This window comes from Nonomuraea montanisoli (assembly GCF_013363975.1).
Lineage (GTDB): Bacteria > Actinomycetota > Actinomycetes > Streptosporangiales > Streptosporangiaceae > Nonomuraea > Nonomuraea montanisoli.
The window spans coordinates 82,739-103,206 of the sequence record NZ_JABWGN010000023.1; the positions used below are offsets into that span (position 1 = coordinate 82,739).

The following is a 20,468-nucleotide window of genomic DNA, read 5'->3' on the forward strand; positions in this document are numbered from 1 at the left end:
GAGGAGCCCCATGGGCCGAAGCGAGATCATGACCGCGGCCATCCGGCACCTGAACACCGATCCCGCCGCGTCCATGGCGGAGATCGCCGAGGCCGCCGGGGTGAGCCGGGCCACCCTGCACAGGCACTTCAGCGGGCGCGAGGACCTCATGCTCGCCCTCGCGCACCAGTCGCTGGACCGCTGGGCCGAGGCGCAGGCCGGCGCCGGCATCGCCGAGGCGACGGCCTCCGCGGACCCGGAGCTGGTCGGACGCGCCCTCCACACCCTGCTGACCGCGCTCATCGAGATCGCCGACGAGTACGGGTTCGGCCTCGCCGACCACGCCATGGCCGTACACCCAGAGCTGCGGCCCCGCGCGGAGGAGCTGGAGGAGCGCGAGGTCGCGTTCCTGACCGCCGCCCAGCGCGCGGGGGTGCTGCGCGCCGACCTGCCGGCGCGCTGGCTGAGCAGCGCGGTGCTCGGCCTGGCCGTGGCCGCCCGGGAGAGCCTCCGGCGCGGCGACATCGCCCGCCGCGACGTGCCGCGGCTGCTGCTCGGCACGTTCTTCGACGGCGCCGCCGCCCGCGACCCCGGCGAGCGAACCGTCCCGGACGGCCCCGGCGAGCGGACCGGGAACGCCCGGAAGGAGGGCCGATGACGGGTTCCGTCTCCCGAGGCCCGGCGCGGCGCGGACGGTGGGCCGGGCTGGCCGTGCTGTCCGCCGGCGTGCTGGTCGTGGTCATGGACATGACCGTGCTGAACGTCGCCCTGCCCGCCATCACCCAGGACCTGCGGCCGGACGCGGTCCACGTGCTGTGGATGGTGGACGTCTACGCGCTCGTGCTGGCGGGGCTGCTCGTCACGCTCGGCGCCCTGGGCGACCGGTGGGGGCGCAGGCGGCTGCTGCTGACCGGGTTCGCCGTGTTCGGGACGGCCTCGGCCGCCGTGCTCGCCGCGGGCGGCCCGGAGGCGGTGATCGCGGTGCGCGCGCTGCTGGGCGTGGGCGGCGCGATGATCATGCCGTCCACGCTGTCCATGATCCGCCACCTGTTCCCCGACCCGCGCGAGCGCGCGACGGCGCTCGGCGTCTGGACGGCCATGGCCGCCGTGGGCGGGGCGTTCGGCCCGGTGCTGGGCGGACTGCTGCTGGAGCTGCTGAGCTGGCGGGCGGCGTTCCTGGTCAACGTGCCGGTGATGGCCGTGGCGGTCGTCGCGGGGCTGTTCCTGCTGCCCGAGTCGCGGGACCCGGCGCCCGGCCGCTGGGACGTGCCCGGCGCCGTCCTGTCGATCGCCGGCATGGTGGCGCTCGTCTACGCCGTCAAGCACGCCGGCGCGGGCGGCGGCGCGCTCGACGGGGTGACGCTGTCCGCGGGGGCGTTCGCCGTGGCGGCCCTGGGCTGGTTCGTGGCGCGCTGCCTGCGCCGCCCGGATCCGCTGCTGGAGATCCGGCTGTTCCGGAGCGGGGCGTTCTCGGCGGGGGTGGTGGCGGCGCTGGCGACCTCGGTCGCGATGACGGGCACGCTGCTGCTGCTCGCCCAGTGGTTGCAGCTCGTGCGGGAGTACTCACCGCTGGAGTCGGGGGTGCGGCTGTTACCCGCGGCCCTGGCGGCGCTGGTCGCCGCGCCGCTGGCGCCGCGGCTGGCGGCCCGGGTGGGGGCGCGGGCGGTGCTGGCCGGCGGGCTGGCGGTGTCCGGCACGGGGTTCCTGGTGGTGTACGGGGCGCCGGAGCCGCTCGGTTATCCCGCGGTCGCGGCGGCGCTGGCGCTGATCGGCTTCGGCCAGGGCGCGCTGGCCATCGCGTCGGCGGTCGTCATGGCCGGGTCTCCGCCGGAGAAGTCGGGCGGCGCGGCGGCCATCGAGGAGACGTCGTACGAGGTGGGCGGGGTGCTCGGGGTGGCCGTGCTGGGCAGCGTCGCGGCCGCGGTCTACCGCGGCGAGCTGCCACGCCAGGCGGGCGCGGCGGCACGGGAGTCGCTGGGCGGGGCGCTCGACGTGGCCACGGAGCTCGGCGCCGCGGGCGCGCGGCTGGCCGGGCAGGCCACGGCCGCGTTCACCGCCTCGCTGGCGGTGACCTGCACGGCCGGGGCGCTGCTGATGCTGGTCGCGGCCGTGGCCGCCTGGCTGCTCACCCCGGCCGGCCTCGACCTGTCCGGGCGGCGGCACTGACGCGCCGCCGCGCGAAGCCCCGGATTTACGGGGGTCCGTGGGGAGCATTTAGGGAGCGGGCGAAATACTGGCCCGATGAGAGTGATAGGCCAGACGGATCTGTCCGTCTTCCCCGTGGCGCTCGGCACCAACGTCTTCGGCTGGACCGCCGGCAAGCAGGACGCGTTCGCGGTCCTGGACGCGTACGTCGAGGGCGGCGGCAACTTCATCGACACCGCCGACGTCTATCCGCACTGGGCCACCGGGGAGCCGACCTCCGAGCTCATCATCGGCGAGTGGCTGCAGGAGCGCGGCAACCGTGAGTCGATCGTGCTGGCCACCAAGGTCGGCATGCTGGAGGGGGTGCGCGGCCTGGCCCCGGACACCATCCGCACCGCGGTCGAGGGGTCGCTGCGGCGGCTGCGCACCGACTACATCGACCTCTACTGGGCGCACGTGGACGACCGGGACACGCCGCTCGCCGACACGCTCGGCGCGTTGGACGCGCTGGTGCGCGAGGGCAAGGTCCGGCACATCGGCGCCTCCAACTACGAGGCCGACCGGCTGGCCGAGGCGCTGAAGGTCTCCGACGACGCGGGCCTGGCCCGCTACGTGGCGCTCCAGCAGCACTACAACCTGGTCGAACGCGGCTACGAGGGCGAGCTGCGGGACGTGGTGGCCCGCGAGGGGCTGTCCAGCACGCCGTGGTCGTCGCTCGCGCGCGGCTTCCTGACCGGCAAGTACCGCCCCGGGGTCACGATCGACAGCCCCAGGGCCGAGCGGGCGCGCGAGTATCTGGACACCGAGCACGGCCCGCGCACGGTCGAGGCGCTGGTGCGGGTGGCCTCGGCGCGCGGGGTGGAGCCCGCTTCGGTGGCGCTGGCCTGGCTGGCCGCGCAGCCCACGGTCACGGCGCCGATCGCCAGCGCCCGCGACGTCGGGCAGCTCCGGCCGTTGCTGGAGGCCGCCGCCCTCAAGCTCGACGCCGACGAGCTGCGCGTGCTCGACGAGGCCTCCCGCCCCTGACGGGCCCATCACGCCCCTGACGAGCCCATCACGGACATCCGAAATCCACGGACCGTTATCTTGCCTTGATCAGCGACAATGATCATGTGATACTTGACGGACTTTAGTGACCAAAGTCAAAAAAAGCGTGCTTCCTGGGCGCCTGTTGCTTGAGAGCCGAGAACCGCGTACACGGACAGAGGCAGGGAACATCGACATGCCGCTTGTCACGGACCCCGCCATGTCCGAGCCCCGAGTCCTCCCCTTCTACCGTGCCGTGCCGCGGCTCATGAAGGACCCCGTCACCGAGCTGGCCCGGATGGGGACGGACGCCGGTGGCCGGATCGTCCGGCTCGACATCGGCCCGTTCCGGCCGTACCTGGTGTCCCATCCGGACCACGTCCGGCAGGTGCTGCAGACGCAGTGGTCGAACTTCGCGCGTGAGGGCATGTTCTGGCGGCCGCTGCGCCGGGTCACCGGGCGCAGCATCCTCGGCGACGGCGAGGGATGGGCGTCCAGCAGGCGGATCCTCCAGCCGCTGTTCACCGCCCGCCGGATCGCCTCGCTCGCCGAGGACATGGCCGAGGTGGTCGCGGAGCACGTCGGCGAGCTGGAGCGGGAGGCGCGCACCGGCCGGCTCGTCGACGCCGCCCACCTGATGACCACGATCACCAACCGGACCGTCATCACGGTGCTGTTCGGCGGGCGCATCTCGCGGGAGGTGGGCGAACGCCTGCTGCCGGAGTTCGCCACCTGCGCGACCTCCATCGGGTTCCGCCTGCTGTTCCCGTTCGTGCCGTACTCGATGCGCGTGCCCGGGGACCGCGCGTTCCTGGCCGCCGCGCAGCGGATCGACGACATCGTGTACCCGCTGATCGAGGAGGCCCGTGCGGAGCGGGACGACGGCGGCGGGCGGCCGGACGAGCTGGTCTCGGCGCTGGTCCGGGCGCGGATCCGCGAGGACGGCGCGGCCGACCTGCGGCAGGTGCGCGACGACCTGGTCAGCATCTACGGCGCCGCCTCGGAGACCACGGCCATGGCGCTGACCTGGCTGTGGACGCTGCTGCACGACCACCCCGAGGTGAACGCGCGGCTGCGCGACGAGATCGAGTGGGTCGTGGGCGACGGCCCGGTGCGGCCGTCCCACGTCCAGGAGCTGCCGTACCTGCGGATGGTGCTCCAGGAGCTGCTGCGCGTCCACCCGCCGGGCTGGATCATCCCGCGGCAGGTCGTGGCCGACACGGAGATCGGCGGCGTCGCGGTCAAGGCGGGCTCGCAGGTGCTGGTCAGCCCGTACACGACCCACCGGCTGGAGGAGTTCTGGGAACGGCCGCTGGAGTTCGACCCGGAGCGCTGGGCGCCCGAGCGTGAGCAGCGGCGGCACCGCCATGCCTATGTCCCGTTCGGCGCGGGCCCGCACGTGTGCCTGGGGCAGCACCTGTTCCACCTCCAGGCGGCGCTCGTGGTGGCCGGGCTGCTCGCCAGGTACCGGCCGGTGCTGACGAACCCGCAGCGCTTCACGCTCGTGCCCGGCGCGTCCGTACGGCCGAAGGAGGCGTTACTCCTGAGGTTGCTGCCGTCCGGATCGGACGAGGAGCTCCAGCCCGGCGCCTCGCGGACACCCGTGGCGGCGCCCGCCATCGGCGTGGGGGGCGCGCACGACTGGATGTGGCCGATGGGGGCGGGTGGCGGCGCGTGAGCGTCGGCGAGCTCTCCCCGGACGAGACCGGCGCGCCGACCGAGGCGCCGACCGGCGCGCCCACCGACGGGGCGACGGGCGCGGCGGAGGACGTCGCCCGGGCGGCGGGCGAGCTGATGGCCGGGATGATGCTGCGGCCGTGGGGGCAGGTCTCGCCCTCGGTCTACGAGACCGGCCGGGTGGTCGCGCTCGCGCCCTGGCTCACCGGGCACGGGGAGCGGATCGCGTACCTGCTCGGCGCGCGCAACGCGGACGGGTCGTGGGGAGCGCCCGACGGGTACGGGCTCGTGCCCACGCTGAGCGCCACGGAGGCCCTCCTGTCGCTCCTGCCGGCCGGCGGATCGCGGACGGACACCGGGCCGGGGACCGACCCCACGACCGGTGCCACCGCCGGCGCGACCCCCGAGGAGATCACGGAGGCGGCGCGGCAGGGCCTGCGCGCGCTGACCGACCGGCTGAGCCGGCTGCCGGAGGACGGGCCCGGCGGGCTGCCGGACACGCCGGCCGTCGAGCACATCGTCCCCTCGCTCGTCGCCCTGATCAACGAACGCCTCGCGGGACCGGCCGGGCGGGAGAGCGGGCTGTCCGCGTACGGGCCGCTGCCGCTGCCCGCCGGGATGGGGCACGACGGGACACTCCGGATCCGGGCGGCGCTGGAGGCGGGCGCGAAGCTCCCGGCGAAGCTGCCGCACGCGCTGGAGATCGCGGGCCCGTCCGCCGCGGGGACGCGATCCGTGGCGCCCACGGAGATCGGAACCGTGGGCGCCTCCCCCGCGGCCACCGCCGCCTGGCTCGGCCGGCACGCCCCCCGCCCTGACGCCACCGACGGCGAGCCCGGCGGCGCGGAGCGGCTGCGGCTCGAAGGGGCGGCGCGGGGGCATCTGGAGGCCGTCGTGCGCCGTCACGGCGGGCCCGTGCCCGTCGGGCTGCCGATCACGGTCTTCGAGCGGGGCTGGGTGCTGAGCTGGCTGCTGCGCGCGGGCGTGCCGGTCGAGGCGCCGCCGGAGATGGTCGCGGACCTCAGGGCGGCCATCGGCCCCGCCGGCACGCCCGCCGGCTCCGGGCTGCCCGCCGACGCCGACACGACGTCCGTCGCCCTGTACGCGCTGGCGCTGCTCGGCGTGCCGTACGAGCCGGCGAGCCTGTGGGTCTTCCACACCGGGACGCACTTCGCCACCTGGCCCGGCGAGCAGGGCAGCTCGGTCACGGTTAACGCGCACGTCCTCGACGCCTTCGGCGAGTACGCCGCCCGGTGCCCTGAGGCCGCCTCCCGTTACCGGCGGCCCATGGGCGAGGTGGCGGCCTGGATCCGCGAGCGGCAGCGGCCGGACGGGAGCTGGAGCGACCGCTGGCACGCCTCCCCCTACTACGCGACGGCCGGCTGCGCGCTGGCGCTGGACGAGCACGGCGGCGAGGCGTCGGCCGGGGCGGTGCGGGCGGCCGTCGAGTGGGTGCTGGCGACGCAGCGTCCGGACGGCTCCTGGGGCCGCTGGGAGGGCACGGCCGAGGAGACCGCGTACGGCCTGCAGGTGCTGCTCATGACGCGGTGGCGGGACGACCCGCGGTGCGCGCGGGCGGCGGCGCTGGGCCACGCGTACCTGGTGGGGCGCGCGGGCGCGAGCCATCCGCCGCTCTGGCACGACAAGGACCTCTACACGCCGGTGGCGGTGGTCCGCGCGGCGGTGCTCGCGGCGGCCCACCTGGCCAGGACGCGGTTGCCGCCGTCCGGCGAGACCTCCTGAACGCCGCCCTGAACGCCGGGCTGAACGCCGCCCGATCGCCGCGCTGAACGCCGGCGGTCAGGCGACGCGGTGCGCGGCGTTGTCGGCCGTCAGCTCGCCCACCGTGTACGCGTGCGTGTCGCGGGCCAGGTACCAGCGCCCGTTGAAGGCGACGCTGCGGCGCTGGCCGTCGGCGATGCCCGCCAGCTCCTCCGGCAGCTCCGCCAGCGCGGCGTGGAAGGCGGCCTCCAGCTCGCCGACGTGGGCGGCCACTCGTGCCACGGCCTCCTCGGCCGTGGCGCCGTCCCGCTGGAGGATGGCGATGGAGTTGGGCTTGCCCTCGGCCTTCTCGCGTTCGAACGTCCTGATGTCGTTGGCCAGCCGCACGCAGGACGCGCCGAGGAGCGTGGCCCGTTCGACGGTCCCCCACGGGACGGGACGCGGGCCGCACAGGGCGACGGCGGCGGCCCACCAGGTGGGGTAGAGGATGGTGATCCTGCCGTTGGCCAGGTAGTCGTCGTACGCGGGCCACGGCTCGGTCCCGGACGACCAGGCGCGCTCGCGGGCCATGGCGGCCCCGGCGAGCCTCAGCTGGTCGGCGAGCACCTCGGTGTGGCCCCCGGCGCGGGCGTGGAAGCGGGCGGCCCAGCCCCGCCAGGCGCCCAGCACCTCCCCCACCGTCCCCGCGCCGCCGCCAGGGCCGTCGGAAGGGTCACCGGAGGGGCCGGCGAGTGCCGCCGGGAGGAGGGAGAAGAACGTTTCGAAGCCGGTGGACAGGCCGTCCGCGACCCCGTCGGCGAGGTCGTCCACCGCGAACAGGACGGCCGTCAGCGCCCCCAGCTCCGCGATCGTGCCGCGCGGCCCGTCAGGGAACGTCGCCGCCGCCGACAGGCAGCTGAACGCGAGCCGGCTGGCCGAGCTCTCCCCGTCCGCGTACAGCGCGGGGTACGCGCGCAGCGGCCCGGCGGCCTCCGGCACGGCGTCGAGGGCGGCACGCAGGACGCGCGCCCGGCTGTCCTCCGGCACGCCCGCGAGCCGGCCGGCGCCCTTCAGCAGCTTGTCCGCCAGCTCGTTGCGAATGCCGAAGTACGCCTGAGGGTCCGTGCCGGTCACGCGCGGCAGCCTAGCTGGGCGTATTGACAATTGACAAAAAGCCCCGACAAGTCCGGACCCGACAAGAACGGATATGTTGGTTCAAATCACCCCGGTAACTTGAGCCATGATCAGGCCCTTGCTAAGGTCCCGACATTGTCAGCGCTGGTATGCCACGGCACGTCCTGGTCGTCAGCCATTCGAATGACTTCGCAGGGTAGGTACTATGCGCCCCCGCAATTCACGTCTGCGGACCAAGGTCACGGCGTTGCTCCTTTCCCTGACAGCGCTCTGGGTCTTCGCGGCGTGGGTCACCCTGCGTGACGGCGTCAACCTGCTCTGGGTGTCGCAGATCGACTCCAGCGTGATCGACCCGAGCGAGCCGCTGCTCGTGGAGCTGCAGCGGGAGCGCCGGATGACGATGATCCGCCTGGGCAACCCCTCCTCCCGCACCCGCCAGGACCTCAAGACCCAGCGTCAGGCGGCCGACCGCGCGCGGACCGGCTTCACGACCGCCGCGCAGGCGTGGATCGTGGACTGGGCGCTGGACGACGACGGCATCGACCGTCTGAATAAAACGTTCAAGCGCCTGGAGGGCCTCGACAGCATCCGGCAGACCGTGGACGCCGGCCAGCTCACCCGCGCCCAGGCCGCCACCACGTACGACGAGATCATCGACTCCTTCTACGGCATGTACAGCCTCATCGGCGCCGTCGACGACCAGAGCATCGCCAAGGACGTCCGCACGCTGGCGATGCTCAGCAAGGCCCGCGAGCTGATCTCCCGCGAGGACGCGCTGCTGGCCGGCGCGATCGCCCAGGGGCGGCTGAACGTCGAGGAGAAGACGAAGTTCACCGAGACGGTGGGCGCCTGGCACGTCATGACCGAGCAGGCCGCCATCGACCTGCCCGACTCCGAGCGCCCCGGCTACGACGCGCTCATGCTGAGCAACGGCATCGTCCGCCTGCACAACCTGGAGACCCTGGTCGCCGAGTACGGCGGCGGCCGCGACGGCATCCCGTTCGGCGCCGACCAGTGGGCCTCGGCCACGGAGCGCGCGCTGGCGGAGTTCAACACGTTCGTCATCGGCGCGGGCGACCGCGTGGTGGAGCGGGCCACGCCCGTCAGCATCGGCGTCATCATCCGCCTGGTGCTGGCCGGCGGCCTCGGCCTCATCGCGGTCATCGCCTCGATCGCCCTGTCGATCTCCACGACCCGCCAGCTCCTCGCCCAGCTCCAGAAGCTGCGCGACGCGGCGCACGAGCTGGCCGACGAGCGGCTGCCCGGCGTCGTGGACCGCATCGGCCGCGGCGAGAGCGTCAACGTGGACGTCGAGGCGCCGGCCCTGAAGTTCGGCGACGACGAGGTCGGCCAGGTCGGTCGGGCGTTCAACACCGTGCAGCAGACCGCGCTGCGGGTCGCCGCCGAGCAGGCCGAGCTGCGCCGCAGCATCCGCGACATCCTGCTCAGCCTGGCCCGCCGCACGCAGGGCCTGGTCCACCGGCAGCTCACCGTCCTGGACGTGATGGAGCGCCGCGAGACCGACCCCGAGGAGCTGAAGGAGCTCTTCCGGCTGGACCACCTGGCGATCCGCATGCGGCGCAACGCCGAGAACCTCATCGTCCTGTCCGGCTCCTCCCCCGCCCGCACGTGGCGGCGGTCCGTGCCGATGGTGGACGTGGTCCGCGGCGCCCTGGCCGAGGTCGAGGACTACACCCGCGTCACCATCACCCCGATGGGCGACGTGGTGCTCGTCGGCCGGGCCGTCGGCGACGTCATTCACCTGCTCGCCGAGGTGATCGAGAACGCGGTGTCGTTCTCGCCGCCGTACACGACGGTCCAGGTCAGCGGCCAGCTCGTGGCCAACGGGTACGTGATCGAGGTCGAGGACCGGGGCCTGGGCATGAAGCCCGAGGACCTGGCGTCGGCCAACGAGCGCATCGCCGACCCGCCCGAGTTCCGCATCACCGGCACCGCCCGGCTCGGCCTCTACGTGGTCAGCCGGCTGGCCGAGCGCCACGGCATCCAGGTGGTGCTGAAGGCGTCCCCGTACGGCGGCACGACGGTCGTGGTGCTGCTGCCGCAGGAGCTCGTCCAGGCGGACGACACCCCGAAGCCGCCCGAGGACCTGCCGGCCACGCTGCCGCGCCGGCAGACCGGCCTGGCCACCGCGCCGCGGCCGGTGAACGGCGAGAACGTCCGCACGCTCAAGGTCGCCTCGAACCGCAGGGCGCTGACGCTGGAGCCGGACGAGCTGACCGACCTCCCCGAACCGAGGGAGCCGGCCGACCTCGGCCGTCCACGCAGGGTCCCGAACCATCGGAGGCCGGAGATGGAGCAGCCACCACGCGAACCGGAGCGGGCGCCCGAGGCGCCGGCCACGGACGGGCCGTCCGCGTCGGCGTTCACGCCCGGCGGCCTGCCCCTGCGGGTGCCCCAGGCGAACCTGGCGCCCGCCCTGAAGGAGGAACCACCGCCCGTGCGGGCGGTGGAGGAGCACGACGAAGACGAACGCTCCCCGGAGGAGATCCGGGCGATGATGGGATCCCTGCAGTCGGGCACGCGCCTGGGCAGGTCCGATGCGGCCCGACTCATGGGCGAGCAGCGACCGGGAGGCGACACGTGACACCGAGTTCCGGCACGGACCTCAACTGGCTGCTCGACGACCTGATCGGGCGCATCCCCGAGGCGGAGCACGCCATCGTGCTCTCCTCCGACGGTCTGCTCATGGCCTCCTCGGCGGCGCTGGAGCGCACCGACGGCGAGCACCTGTCCGCGGTGGCGTCGGGGCTGCAGAGCCTGGCCAAGGGCGTCTCCGAGCGGGTGGAGGGCGGCGCGATCAGGCAGACGGTGGTGGAGTGGCAGTCGCAGTTCCTCATCGTCACCAACGCGGGCCAGCGGGCCTGCCTGGCGGTCCTGTGCACGCGCCGCGCCGACATCGGGCTCGTGGCGTACGAGATGGCGATGCTGGTGGCGCGGGTCGGCCAGTACCTGACCTCGCCGGCGCGTGCCGGCGAGGCCGTGGCCGGGAGCGACAGGTGACGCCGCCGGAGGATCCCGTCGAGGAGCACTGGGTCGATCCGGAGATCATCCGGCCCTACGTGGTGACGCGTGGCCGCACCCGGCCCGCGCACGGCCGGTTCGACCTGATCTCGATGGCGCTCGCGGTGGGGCCGCTGCCGGGTCCGGATGCGGGGCTCGACCCCGAGCACCTGCGGATCCTCCAGCTTTGCCGCGAGCCCAAATCGGTGGCGGAGATCGCCGCACACCTGAACCTGCCCGCGGGCACGATCCGCGTGCTGCTCGGCGATCTCTTCGACAGGGAGCTCGTCTCGGCCCAGGAACCGCAATCCGAGGTGGACATGCGTGACGTGAGGATGTACAGGGCGGTGCTCGATGGTCTTCGGTCGCTCTGAGCGCCCGCGCCTTCCCACGGCGATCAAGATCCTGATCGCCGGGGGCTTCGGCGCCGGCAAGACGACGATGGTGGGCGCGGTGTCAGAGACCCGGCCGCTGCGGACCGAGGAGGTCCTGACCGACCGCGGCATCGGCGTCGACGACATCTCCGCGGTGGAGGCCAAGCGGACCACGACCGTGGCCATGGACTTCGGCCGGATCACGCTGTCCAACGACTACGTCCTGTACCTGTTCGGCACGCCCGGCCAGGAGCGGTTCTGGTTCGTCTGGGACGAGCTGGCCGAGGGCGCGCTGGGCGCGGTGATCCTGGCCGACACCCGGCGCCTGGCCGACTGCTTCCCCTCGGTGGACTACTTCGAGCGGCGCGGCACGCCGTTCGTGGTGGCGGTCAACTGCTTCGAGGGGGCGCAGACGTTCGAGCTGGACGAGGTGCGCATGGCGTTGCAGCTCGACCCGTCGATCCCGATCGTGATGTGCGACGCGCGCAAGCGCGACTCCAGCCGGGAGGTGCTCATCACGCTGGTGAAGCACTCGGCCCGGCTGCGCGCCGAGCCGGTCGGCACCTGACGCCCCCGCCCCATGGCGCAGGGCCCAGCCGGATGGCCGGGCCCTGCGTCGTTCGTGCGCCGGGTCAGTGCTCGGCGGCCTTCTCGGCGCCGACGCCGGTGAGCGAGCGGACCTCGATCTCGGCGTACTTGGCGGCGTTGTGCTCCTTGCTCAGCACGGTGCCGAGCCAGCCGCACAGGAAGCCGAGCGGGATCGAGATGATGCCCGGGTTGCTGAGCGGGAACCAGGCGAAGTCGGCGTCCTTGAACAGCGCGGTCGGCGACCCGGACACCACCGGCGAGAAGATCACCAGGATGAGCGCGGACACCAGGCCGCCGTAGATGGCGCTGACCGCGCCGGCGGTGTTGAACCTCTTCCAGAACAGGCTGTAGAGGATGGCCGGCAGGTTGCCGGAGGCGGCGACGGCGAAGGCCAGCGCCACCAGGAAGGCGACGTTCTGCCCCTGCGCCAGGATGCCGAGGCCGATCGAGACGGCGCCGATGACGAACGCGGAGATGCGGGCCACCAGCACCTCCTCGCGCTCGGAGACGTTGCCGCGCTTGAAGACGTGCGCGTACAGGTCGTGGGCGAAGCTGGAGGAGGAGGCCAGGGTGAGGCCCGCGACGACGGCCAGGATCGTGGCGAAGGCGACGGCGCCGATGAGCGCGAGCAGGATGGTGCCGCCCACCTCGCCGAGGAACGTCTCGCCGACGGCCTTGGCCAGCAGTGGGGCGGCCGTGTTGCCCGCCTTGTCGGCGGCGGCGATGGCCTTGCTGCCGACCAGGGCGGCGGCGCCGAAGCCGAGGACGAGCGTGAGCAGGTAGAACACGCCGATGATGCCGATGCCCCACAGCACGGACTTGCGGGCGTCCTTGGCGGTGGGCACGGTGTAGAAGCGGATGAGGATGTGCGGCAGGCCGGCCGTGCCCAGCACGAGCGCGAGGCCGAGGCTGATCAGGTCGATCTTGCCGGCCAGCCCCTGGGCCTCGGTGCCGTACTTCAGGCCGGGGATGAGGAAGTTGCCGCCCTTGCCGCTCTGGGTGGCGGCCTCGCCGAGCAGCGACGACAGGTTGAAGCCGTAGTGGCCGAGGACGAGGATCGTGATCAGCGCGGCGCCGCTCATGAGCAGCACGGCCTTGACGATCTGCACCCAGGTGGTGCCCTTCATGCCGCCGAACACCACGTACACGATCATCAGGGCGCCGACGCCGACGATCGTCAGCGCCTTGCCGGACGGCGAGGTGATGCCGAGCAGCAGGCCGACCAGGGCGCCCGCGCCGACCATCTGGGCGAGCAGGTAGAAGATGCTCACCGTGATCGTGGAGACGCCCGCGGCGGTGCGGACCGGGCGCGGGCTCATGCGGAAGGCCAGCACGTCGGCCATGGTGAACTTGCCGGAGTTGCGCATCAGCTCGGCGACCAGCAGCAGCGCCACCAGCCAGGCCACGAGGAAGCCGATCGAGTACAGGAACCCGTCGTACCCGGACAGGGCGATGATGCCGGCGATGCCGAGGAAGGAGGCGGCCGACATGTAGTCGCCGCCGATCGCCAGGCCGTTCTGCGCGCCGCTGAAGGACCGGCCGCCCGCGTAGTAGTCGGCGGCCGTCTTGGTCTGGCGGCTGGCCCAGAACGTGATGCCCAGGGTCAGCGCGACGAAGGCCAGGAAGAGCGTCGTGGCGAGCGCTTCGGAACTCATCGGGTCTTCTCCTCGACCTCGTGGCGGAGCTTGTCGGCGATCGGGTCGAGCTTCTTCTCGGCGTGCCGCGCGTACGCCCAGGCGATCCAGAACGTCGACACGAACTGGAGCAGACCGAAGACAAGGGCGACGTTGATGTTGCCGAACAACTTGATGCCCATGAAGTCGCGGGCGAAGCCGGACAGCACGACGTACAGCAGGTACCAGGTCAGGAACGCCACGGTCATCGGGAACGTCCAGCGGCGGAAGCGCCGCTTCAGGTCCTGGAACTCGCCGCTCGTCTGCATCTGCTCATAAACGGACGCGTCATGTTCTTGAGTCGTCATGGAGACCTCCACTGTGATGCGGATCACGCACACCGTAAGAGCGCAACCTATCCGTAGTGGAGGGCTCACAGGGGGTCGTTCGGCGAGCCGCCGCGGCACGGCGGCCAACCGTGCGGCGCTTGCGATGAAAGGTCCCATTCGCGCGACGAACGGTCGCCTCCCGGCCTCACCCCTTGACGGCGCCCGCGGTGAGCCCCTCCACGATGTAGCGCCGGATCACGGCGAAGAGCACCAGCGTCGGGATCACCGACACCACCGTCGCCGCGGCCATCGACCCCCAGTCGATGTCGTACTGGGTGATGAAGGAGTTCATCGCCACCGGGATCGTCTTGGCGTCCTCGCTGTCGATGAACGTGATGGCCAGGAACAGCTCGTTCCAGCACTGCACGAACGCGAAGATGAACGTCGCCGCGATGCCCGGCAGCATGACCGGGATCACCACGCGCACCATCGCCGCCAGCCGGGAGGCGCCGTCCACCTGCGCCGCCTCCTCCAGCGCGACCGGGATCCGCTCGTAGAAGCCGCGCATGATGATCGTGGAGAACGGCACCAGCATGGCGACGTACACGACCATGAGCCCCGCCAGGTGGTTGAGCAGGCCGAGGTCGGACATCAGCAGGTAGAGCGGCCCGAGCGCGATGAACAACGGGATCATCTGCGTGACGAGGAACGCCAGCATCAGCGCGCCCCGGCCGGGGAAGGAGAAGCGGGCCAGCGTGTAGCCGCCGAGCACCCCGATCGCGGTGACGGCCGCCGCCGCGGCCAGCGAGACGAGCAGGCTGTTGAGCAGGTACGCGCCGAAGTCGGCGAAGGAGAACAGGTCCGCGTAGTGCTCGAAGGTCACCTCGCCCGGCCAGTACCGCAGCGGCATGGCGAAGATCTCCGCCTTGGGCTTGAGCGAGGTGACGGTGATCCAGTACAGCGGGAACAGCGTGATCAGCAGCCAGACGGCCAGCACGGTCCCCTTGGCCAGGCGTCTCATCGGGACCTCTCGAATCGGGTGGCGTTCAGGTAGAAGACGCTGAAGGCGAGCAGCAGGCCGAGGACGAGCATCCCGACCGCCCCGGCGCGGCCGTAGTCGCCGCCGATGACCTGCTGGATGAGGAACGTGGTGATGATGTCGGTGCTGCCCGCCGGGCCGCCGCCGGTCATCGCGTAGATGAGGTCGGGGAAGTTGAGGATCCAGATGATCCGCAGCAGCACGATCAGCGCCAGCGTCGGGCGGATGTGCGGCAGCGTCACGTGCCAGAACTGCCGCAGCCGGGAGGCGCCGTCCACCGACGCCGCCTCGTACAGCTCGGCCGGCACCGACTGCAGCGCCGCCATGATCATGATGGCGAAGAACGTCACGCCGTACCAGACGTTGGCCACGATCACCGACGTCATCGCCCAGCCCGGCGTGGCCAGGAACCCGATCCGCTCGTCGATGATCCCGGCCTTCAGCAGCAGGTCGTTGACCACGCCGAACTGCCCGTTGAACATCCATCGCCACAGCAGCCCGATGAGGAAGCCGGACATCGCCCATGGGAAGAACACCCACGCCTGGTAGAGCCCGCGGCCCCGGAAGTGCCGGCGCAGCAGCAGCGCCAGACCGAAGCCGAGGAAGAACTGGAAGAACAGCGAGACCGCCACCCAGGTGCCGGTGTTGCGCAGCGCCGTCCAGAACCGGTCCTCCGCCAGCACCGCCCGGAAGTTGTCCAGCCCGACGAACGGCGTCGAGGTGATGTCGAACAGGTTGTAGCGCTGGAAGGCGATGACCGCGCCGCGGATCATCGGGTAGTACGTGAACAGCAGCACGAACACCGCGCCCGGCAGCAGGCACAGCGCGACGAACCTGGCCTTGCGCCCGGTGAAGGCGGGACGTGCGGCCTGTGCGGCCTGGCTCATGAGACCTTCTTCGCCTGGTCCGCCCAGAACGCGTCCCACGCCTTCAGCACCTCGGCGACGGTCTTCTTGCCGGTGATGAGCGCCTGGACGTCACGGTCGGAGTCGGTGATGAACTGGCTCCAGCCCGGGTAGTCGACCGGCCGGACCGTGATGACCTGCTTCGGGTCCTGCTGCGCCTCCAGGTACGCCTTCCACGCGCCCTGCGAGAACTGCGGGTCGCTCTGCGCCTGCCTGGAGATCGGGATGAGGGAGTTGCCCTTGGCGAAGGCGATGCTCTGCTTGGCCTCCGACAGGTACTGCACGAGCTTGACGGCCTCCTTCTGGTGCGTGCTGAAGGAGGTGACGCCCCAGCCGGCGTAGCCGACCGGCTGGAAGGCGTAGCCGGACGGGCCCTTCGGGATGGGGGCCGTGGACCACGCCTTGACCCCGCTCTCCTCGACCGTCTTGATGACCTCCGGGTCCTGGATGAGCATGCCGGTGACGCCGGAGGTGAAGCCCTGGACCATCTCGGGGTAACCCCAGGAGACCGAGTCGGGCGGCGACGCCTCCTTGAAGATCTTCACGTAGAGGTCGAGGGCCTGCGCGGCCTCGGGGGTCGAGAAGATCGTCCGCTTGTCCTTGAGGAAGAACGACTTCTGCGGGTCGAGGGCCTCGCCGTTGTACGCGCTGATCATCTGGACCGCGTAGTCGGCGCCGCCCTTGCCGCCCCGGAAGGAGTAGCCGAACCGGTCGCCGGAGGTCATCTTCTTGCCGGCCTCGTACAGCTCCTGCCAGGTCTTCGGCGGCTGGGCGAGGCCCCAGTCGGTGCGGTAGAACAGCGTGCGCTGGTAGAAGCCGTACGGGTAGAGGTAGGCCTTGCCGCCGACCTCCACGGCCTTCTTCTGGGCCAGCTCGGTCAGGTCGGACCAGCCGGCCCACTGCGTGGTGGGCAGCTCGGCCAGCCAGCCGTTGTTGGAGAAGGACTTGGCCGTGTGGTCACGGACCTCCAGCACGTCCAGGTCCTTCTTCGTCTGCAGGATCTGGGTGATCTTCTGGTCGGCGCTGTCCAGCGGGGGCGAGACGAGCTCCACCTCCACGCCCGGGTTCGCCTTCTCGAAGCCCTCGATCAAGGTCTTGATCAGCTTGGTCCGCTCCGGGCTGGTCAGGCTCTCGATCATGCGCAGCTTCACCTCCCCCGAGGAGGAGCCGGAGCCGCAGCCCGCGAGAAGGAGGGCCGTGGTCACGGCCACGGCCGAAGTGGACAAGAGGGGGGTTTTCATCGGTGCCTCCGCACGGTATGAGACAGCGCTGTCAGCGTGGTGGTTACGCTAGGCGACCGACCCCCTCCAGCGCCAGCCCCAGGTCCTTGATCAATGTGTCGGCCGGCTCCAGGCCCACCGACAGCCGTACGAGCCCGACGGGGATGCCCATGGTGGCCCGCACGCTCTCCTCGACCGACAGCGCCGGCGCGTTGACCAGGCTCTCGAAGCCGCCCCACGACACCCCGACGCGGAAGTGCCGCAGCAGGTCGATGAAGGCCCCGACCTCCTCGCGCGACTCGGTGTCGAGCTCCAGGCTGAACAGGCTGGAGAAGCCCGACATCTGCCGCGCGGCCAGCGCGTGCCCCGGGTGCGAGGGGAGCCCGGGGTGGTTGACGCGCCGCACGGCCGGATGGTCGTCGAGGAAGCTCGCCACCGCGAGCCCGCGCTCCTGGTGGGCGGCCATCCGCACGGGCAGCGTGCGCAGCCCCTTGATGACCTTGGCGGCGTCGTGCGGGGACATGGCGGCGCCGTAGAGCTGGTACTCGGTCAGCGCGAGCGGCCTGATCAGCCGCGACGGGCCGGCCACCACGCCGCCGACGAGGTCGCTGTGACCGCCCACGTACTTCGACAGCGAGGTGACCACCAGGTCGACACCCATGGTGATCGGCTTCTGGAAGATCGGGGTGGACCAGGTGTTGTCCATCACCGTCACCAGGCCGCGCTCGGCCGCCCAGGCCGTGACGGCGGGGATGTCGAAGACCTCGTAGCGCATGTAGGAGGGCGACTCGAAGTACAGTAGACGGGTGGTCTCTCTGATAGCGCTGTCACCACTGGCGAGATCGTCGACGTGCGTATGCGTGACGCCGAACTTCTCCAGGTAACGCAGGAACTGGGTGGTCGGCCCGTAGACCGCGCCCAGCACCAGCACGTGGTCGCCCGCCGACACCAGCGACGAGATCGTCGCCGAGATGGCGCCCATCCCGGAGGCGAAGCACTTGGCCCGCTCGGCCCGCTCCAGTGCCGCCAGTTTGCGCTGCGCGAGGTCCACGGTCGGGTTGGTGCCGCGCCAGTAGACGTAGCGCTCGTCCTCGTTCCTGATGGCCTCGCCGAGCTCGGCGGCGCTGGCGAAGGTGAACAGCGAGTTCTCGAACACCGGCGGGTTGACCGCGCCCAGCATCCACGGTTCGTCCTCGCCCAGCCGGCCACAGATCCATTCATCGTCCATGGGGGCACAGTAGTATGACAGCGCGCAAGCCCACCATGGAGGACGTCGCCCGAAAGGCGGGCGTCAGCCTGAAGACCGTCTCCCGGGTGGTCAACCAGGAGCCGCACGTCAGCCCCGTCCTCCAGCGCCGGGTGCAGGAGGCCATCAGCGCGCTCGGCTTCCGCCGCAACGAGGCCGCCGCCCGGCTGGCCCGCGGCGCCACCATGCTGACCATCGGCCTGATCATGGAGAACATCTCCAACGAGTTCTACTCGCGGCTGGCCAAGTCGGTCGAGGCGTCGGCGGCCGACCACGAGGCGCTGGTGGTCTTCGGCTCGTACGAGGAGCGGCCGGAGCGGGAGCGGATGCTGGTGGAGTCCATGTACGCCCGGGGCGTCGACTCGCTGATCATCGTGCCGTCGGCCGGCGACCACGGCTGGCTGGCCGAGCACGGCGGTCTGACCACGGTGTTCGTGGACCGGGTGCCGGACGGCCTGGAGCGGGCCGACGTGGTGCTGCTGGACGACGTCCGGGGCGGCCGGATGGCGACCGAGCACCTGCTGGCGCGCGGTCACCGGCGCATCGCGCTGATCTCCGACGACGAGGCGTTGAGCTCGGTCCACGCCCGCGCCACCGGCTACCGCGCCGCGCTGCGGGAGGGCGGTGCCGAGGTGGACGAGTCGCTGGTGGTGCGGGGCGTCTTCGACCCGTGGCGGGCCGGGCACGAGGTGGCGCGGCTGCTGGACCTGGCCGACCCGCCCACGGCGTTCTTCGCCACCAACAACCGGGCCGCCATCGGCATCATCCAGGCGCTGCGCGAGCGGCCCGAGCGCCCGGCGTACGTGGGGTTCGACGACTTCGCGCTGGCGGACGTGTTCGACCCGGGAGTGACGGTGGTGCGCTACGACGTGACCCGGCTGGGGCGCAGCGCCGTGGACCTGCTGCTGCGCCCGTCGGACACGCCCCGCCGGGTCAAGGTCCCGGTCGAGCTGGTCGCCCGCGGCTCCGGCGAGCGCCCCCCGCCGGCCCGCTGACCGGCTCCCGGCGGGGGGTGCTCCCGCCTGCCACGCGCCGGTCAGCGCGTGTCCTTCACGCGCCGGTCATGGCGGCGTGCAGGCGCAGGTACGGCTCGGCGTCCTTCGGCCGGTGCTGCCGCTGCAGCGTACGGCCGAGCAGGAGGCAGGCGTACCCCTCGGCCGGGTCGCGCTCCAGGACCAGCCGGAGCTGGGCCTCGGCCCGGCCGAGCTGGGCCGAGTGGTAGTAGGCGCGGGCCAGCAGCAGCCGGGCCCCCAGGTTGTCCGGCGCCGCCGCCACCACCTCGGCCAGGATGCGGGCGGCCCCGATGTAGTCCTTCGCGTCGAAGAACAGGCGGCCGCGCTCGTACTCCTCGGCCAGCGTCTCGATCGGCATGGTCACTCCTCTCCCGGGACGGGCCCGTCGGCGTGCGGGACGCGGTCGGCGGGGACGACGCCCAGGCGGCCGGCCTGGTAGTCCTCCATCGCCTGGATGATCTCGGCGCGGGTGTTCATCACGAAGGGGCCGTAGTGGACCACCGGCTCGCGGATGGGCTGCCCGCCGAGCAGCAGCACCTCCAGGTTCGGCTCGGCCTGCGGCTGGGCCGTGGCGGCCTCGACGGTGAGCGCGCCGCCCGGGCCGAAGACGGCGAGCTGCCCCTTCCGGACGGGCCTGCGCTCCGGCCCGGCGAAGCCCTGGCCCGCCAGCACGTACGCGAGGGCGTTGTAGCCGGGGTTCCACGGGAGCTCCAGCCGGGCGCCGGGGCTCACGGTCGCGTGCACCATCGTGATCGGGGTGAACGTGACGCCCGGACCGGCGTGCCCGTCCAGGTCGCCGGCGATCACGCGGAGCAGCGCGCCGCCGTCGGGCGAGGCGAGAAGCGCCGCCTGGCGGCCGCGGATGTCCTGGTAGCGGGGCAGATGGAACTTGTGGGCGCGGGGCAGGTTGACCCAGAGCTGGACGCCGTGGAACAGCCCGCCCGAGACCACGAGGTGCTCCGGGGGCTTCTCGATGTGCAGCAGCCCCGACCCGGCGGTCATCCACTGGGTGTCGCCGTCGGTGATCGTGCCGCCGCCGCCGTGGGAGTCCTGGTGCTCGAAGACGCCGTCGATGATGTAGGTGACGGTCTCGAAGCCGCGGTGCGGGTGCCAGGGGGTGCCCTTGGGCTCCCCGGGCGCGTACTCGACCTCGCCCATCTGGTCCATGTGGATGAACGGGTCCAGCAGCGACTGCGGCACGCCGGCGAACGCCCGGCGCACCGGGAAGCCCTCGCCCTCGAACCCGCTGGGCGCGGTGATCACCGAGCGCACGGGCCGCCGTCCGGCGAGAGCCGGGTCGGGTACGGCGACGCGGGGCAGGGTCAGGGTGTCGGCGGTGATGGCGGGCATGTCCCACCTCCCATTTGATTGAAACTTCAACCTGTTGCCCGCCTCAACACCCGGCCCCCGCCGCGCATTCCCGCCCGCTCCCCGCCCGCTCCCTGTCCGCTCACCGTC

The 20,468-nt window shown here is 72.2% G+C and carries 19 protein-coding genes; 10 read left to right on the forward strand and 9 right to left on the reverse strand.

Going from position 1 to position 20,468, the window contains the following annotated elements; all coding sequences use genetic code 11:
- Window positions 1–10: 10 nt before the first annotated feature.
- The 5 genes from HTZ77_RS41385 (at window position 11) to HTZ77_RS41405 (ending at window position 6,570) form a co-directional block, all read left to right on the forward strand.
- The gene (locus HTZ77_RS41385) at window positions 11–637 is read left to right on the forward strand and encodes a TetR/AcrR family transcriptional regulator (protein WP_175595253.1); all 627 of its coding nucleotides are present in this window, start codon (window positions 11–13) and stop codon (window positions 635–637) included.
- Window positions 634–2,145: an MFS transporter gene (locus tag HTZ77_RS41390; protein WP_175595254.1), complete on the forward strand. Its 1,512-nt coding sequence runs from the start codon at window positions 634–636 to the stop codon at window positions 2,143–2,145. The genes HTZ77_RS41385 and HTZ77_RS41390 overlap by 4 nt, the downstream gene beginning before the upstream one ends.
- 75 nt (window positions 2,146–2,220) lie before the next feature.
- Entirely contained in the window at window positions 2,221–3,150 is a 930-nt protein-coding gene (locus HTZ77_RS41395; RefSeq protein ID WP_175595255.1) for an aldo/keto reductase, read from the forward strand.
- A gap of 196 nt (window positions 3,151–3,346) precedes the next feature.
- Entirely contained in the window at window positions 3,347–4,828 is a 1,482-nt protein-coding gene (locus HTZ77_RS41400; RefSeq protein ID WP_175595256.1) for a cytochrome P450, read from the forward strand.
- The gene (locus HTZ77_RS41405) at window positions 4,825–6,570 is read left to right on the forward strand and encodes a prenyltransferase/squalene oxidase repeat-containing protein (protein WP_328809073.1); all 1,746 of its coding nucleotides are present in this window, start codon (window positions 4,825–4,827) and stop codon (window positions 6,568–6,570) included. Before HTZ77_RS41400 ends, HTZ77_RS41405 begins: the two co-directional genes overlap by 4 nt.
- A gap of 57 nt (window positions 6,571–6,627) precedes the next feature.
- On the opposite strand, the gene HTZ77_RS41410 is transcribed toward HTZ77_RS41405, so the two are convergent.
- The gene (locus tag HTZ77_RS41410) at window positions 6,628–7,662 is read right to left on the reverse strand and encodes a terpene synthase family protein (protein ID WP_175595257.1); all 1,035 of its coding nucleotides are present in this window, start codon (window positions 7,660–7,662) and stop codon (window positions 6,628–6,630) included.
- 247 nt (window positions 7,663–7,909) lie between these two features.
- Here HTZ77_RS41410 and HTZ77_RS41415 point away from each other — a divergent pair, with 247 nt between their 5' ends.
- The 4 genes from HTZ77_RS41415 to HTZ77_RS41430 are packed head-to-tail and all read left to right on the forward strand — an operon-like array spanning window position 7,910 to window position 11,625.
- Window positions 7,910–10,267, forward strand: a complete 2,358-nt coding sequence (locus tag HTZ77_RS41415) for a sensor histidine kinase (RefSeq protein ID WP_235995947.1) — start codon at window positions 7,910–7,912, stop codon at window positions 10,265–10,267.
- Window positions 10,264–10,683 carry a roadblock/LC7 domain-containing protein gene (locus HTZ77_RS41420; protein ID WP_175595259.1) on the forward strand — a complete coding sequence of 140 codons (420 nt, stop codon included), beginning with the start codon at window positions 10,264–10,266 and terminating at the stop codon, window positions 10,681–10,683. Before HTZ77_RS41415 ends, HTZ77_RS41420 begins: the two co-directional genes overlap by 4 nt.
- Window positions 10,680–11,057, forward strand: a complete 378-nt coding sequence (locus HTZ77_RS41425; RefSeq protein WP_175595260.1) for a DUF742 domain-containing protein — start codon at window positions 10,680–10,682, stop codon at window positions 11,055–11,057. Before HTZ77_RS41420 ends, HTZ77_RS41425 begins: the two co-directional genes overlap by 4 nt.
- Window positions 11,038–11,625 (forward strand): GTP-binding protein, encoded by a 588-nt coding sequence (locus tag HTZ77_RS41430; protein WP_175595261.1) that lies wholly within the window; start codon window positions 11,038–11,040, stop codon window positions 11,623–11,625. Before HTZ77_RS41425 ends, HTZ77_RS41430 begins: the two co-directional genes overlap by 20 nt.
- Window positions 11,626–11,689: 64 nt before the next feature.
- Here the strand turns inward: HTZ77_RS41430 and HTZ77_RS41435 are convergent, their stop codons facing one another.
- The 6 genes from HTZ77_RS41435 to HTZ77_RS41460 form a co-directional block, all read right to left on the reverse strand.
- The gene (locus tag HTZ77_RS41435; protein ID WP_175595262.1) at window positions 11,690–13,300 is read right to left on the reverse strand and encodes a solute symporter family protein; all 1,611 of its coding nucleotides are present in this window, start codon (window positions 13,298–13,300) and stop codon (window positions 11,690–11,692) included.
- Window positions 13,297–13,626, reverse strand: a complete 330-nt coding sequence (locus tag HTZ77_RS41440) for a DUF485 domain-containing protein (protein WP_175595263.1) — start codon at window positions 13,624–13,626, stop codon at window positions 13,297–13,299. Before HTZ77_RS41440 ends, HTZ77_RS41435 begins: the two co-directional genes overlap by 4 nt.
- A gap of 166 nt (window positions 13,627–13,792) precedes the next feature.
- Window positions 13,793–14,608, reverse strand: a complete 816-nt coding sequence (locus HTZ77_RS41445; protein ID WP_175595264.1) for a carbohydrate ABC transporter permease — start codon at window positions 14,606–14,608, stop codon at window positions 13,793–13,795.
- Entirely contained in the window at window positions 14,605–15,513 is a 909-nt protein-coding gene (locus tag HTZ77_RS41450) for a carbohydrate ABC transporter permease (RefSeq protein ID WP_175595265.1), read from the reverse strand. The genes HTZ77_RS41445 and HTZ77_RS41450 overlap by 4 nt, the downstream gene beginning before the upstream one ends.
- A complete protein-coding gene (locus HTZ77_RS41455; RefSeq protein WP_175595266.1) occupies window positions 15,510–16,742 on the reverse strand; it encodes an ABC transporter substrate-binding protein in 1,233 nt (410 codons plus the stop codon). The genes HTZ77_RS41450 and HTZ77_RS41455 overlap by 4 nt, the downstream gene beginning before the upstream one ends.
- Before the next feature lie 73 nt (window positions 16,743–16,815).
- Window positions 16,816–17,979, reverse strand: coding sequence for a trans-sulfuration enzyme family protein (locus HTZ77_RS41460; protein WP_175595267.1), 1,164 nt, complete (start codon window positions 17,977–17,979; stop codon window positions 16,816–16,818).
- Between the two features lie 14 nt (window positions 17,980–17,993).
- Between HTZ77_RS41460 and HTZ77_RS41465 the strand changes: the two genes are divergently transcribed.
- Window positions 17,994–18,992, forward strand: coding sequence for a LacI family DNA-binding transcriptional regulator (locus HTZ77_RS41465; protein WP_175595268.1), 999 nt, complete (start codon window positions 17,994–17,996; stop codon window positions 18,990–18,992).
- A gap of 55 nt (window positions 18,993–19,047) precedes the next feature.
- On the opposite strand, the gene HTZ77_RS41470 is transcribed toward HTZ77_RS41465, so the two are convergent.
- Window positions 19,048–19,368 (reverse strand): tetratricopeptide repeat protein, encoded by a 321-nt coding sequence (locus HTZ77_RS41470; protein ID WP_175595269.1) that lies wholly within the window; start codon window positions 19,366–19,368, stop codon window positions 19,048–19,050.
- A gap of 2 nt (window positions 19,369–19,370) precedes the next feature.
- Window positions 19,371–20,360 carry a pirin family protein gene (locus HTZ77_RS41475; RefSeq protein ID WP_175595270.1) on the reverse strand — a complete coding sequence of 330 codons (990 nt, stop codon included), beginning with the start codon at window positions 20,358–20,360 and terminating at the stop codon, window positions 19,371–19,373.
- Window positions 20,361–20,468 lie beyond the last annotated feature (108 nt).

Coding starts and splice junctions, on each gene's coding strand:
- HTZ77_RS41385 (WP_175595253.1), top strand. CDS start 11: ATGGGCCGAAGCGAGATCATGACCGCGGCCATCCGGCACCTGAACACC.
- HTZ77_RS41390 (WP_175595254.1), top strand. CDS start 634: ATGACGGGTTCCGTCTCCCGAGGCCCGGCGCGGCGCGGACGGTGGGCC.
- HTZ77_RS41395 (WP_175595255.1), top strand. CDS start 2,221: ATGAGAGTGATAGGCCAGACGGATCTGTCCGTCTTCCCCGTGGCGCTC.
- HTZ77_RS41400 (WP_175595256.1), top strand. CDS start 3,347: ATGCCGCTTGTCACGGACCCCGCCATGTCCGAGCCCCGAGTCCTCCCC.
- HTZ77_RS41430 (WP_175595261.1), top strand. CDS start 11,038: ATGGTCTTCGGTCGCTCTGAGCGCCCGCGCCTTCCCACGGCGATCAAG.
- HTZ77_RS41435 (WP_175595262.1), bottom strand. CDS start 13,300: ATGAGTTCCGAAGCGCTCGCCACGACGCTCTTCCTGGCCTTCGTCGCG.
- HTZ77_RS41440 (WP_175595263.1), bottom strand. CDS start 13,626: ATGACGACTCAAGAACATGACGCGTCCGTTTATGAGCAGATGCAGACG.
- HTZ77_RS41445 (WP_175595264.1), bottom strand. CDS start 14,608: ATGAGACGCCTGGCCAAGGGGACCGTGCTGGCCGTCTGGCTGCTGATC.
- HTZ77_RS41450 (WP_175595265.1), bottom strand. CDS start 15,513: ATGAGCCAGGCCGCACAGGCCGCACGTCCCGCCTTCACCGGGCGCAAG.
- HTZ77_RS41460 (WP_175595267.1), bottom strand. CDS start 17,979: ATGGACGATGAATGGATCTGTGGCCGGCTGGGCGAGGACGAACCGTGG.
- HTZ77_RS41465 (WP_175595268.1), top strand. CDS start 17,994: ATGACAGCGCGCAAGCCCACCATGGAGGACGTCGCCCGAAAGGCGGGC.
- HTZ77_RS41470 (WP_175595269.1), bottom strand. CDS start 19,368: ATGCCGATCGAGACGCTGGCCGAGGAGTACGAGCGCGGCCGCCTGTTC.
- HTZ77_RS41475 (WP_175595270.1), bottom strand. CDS start 20,360: ATGCCCGCCATCACCGCCGACACCCTGACCCTGCCCCGCGTCGCCGTA.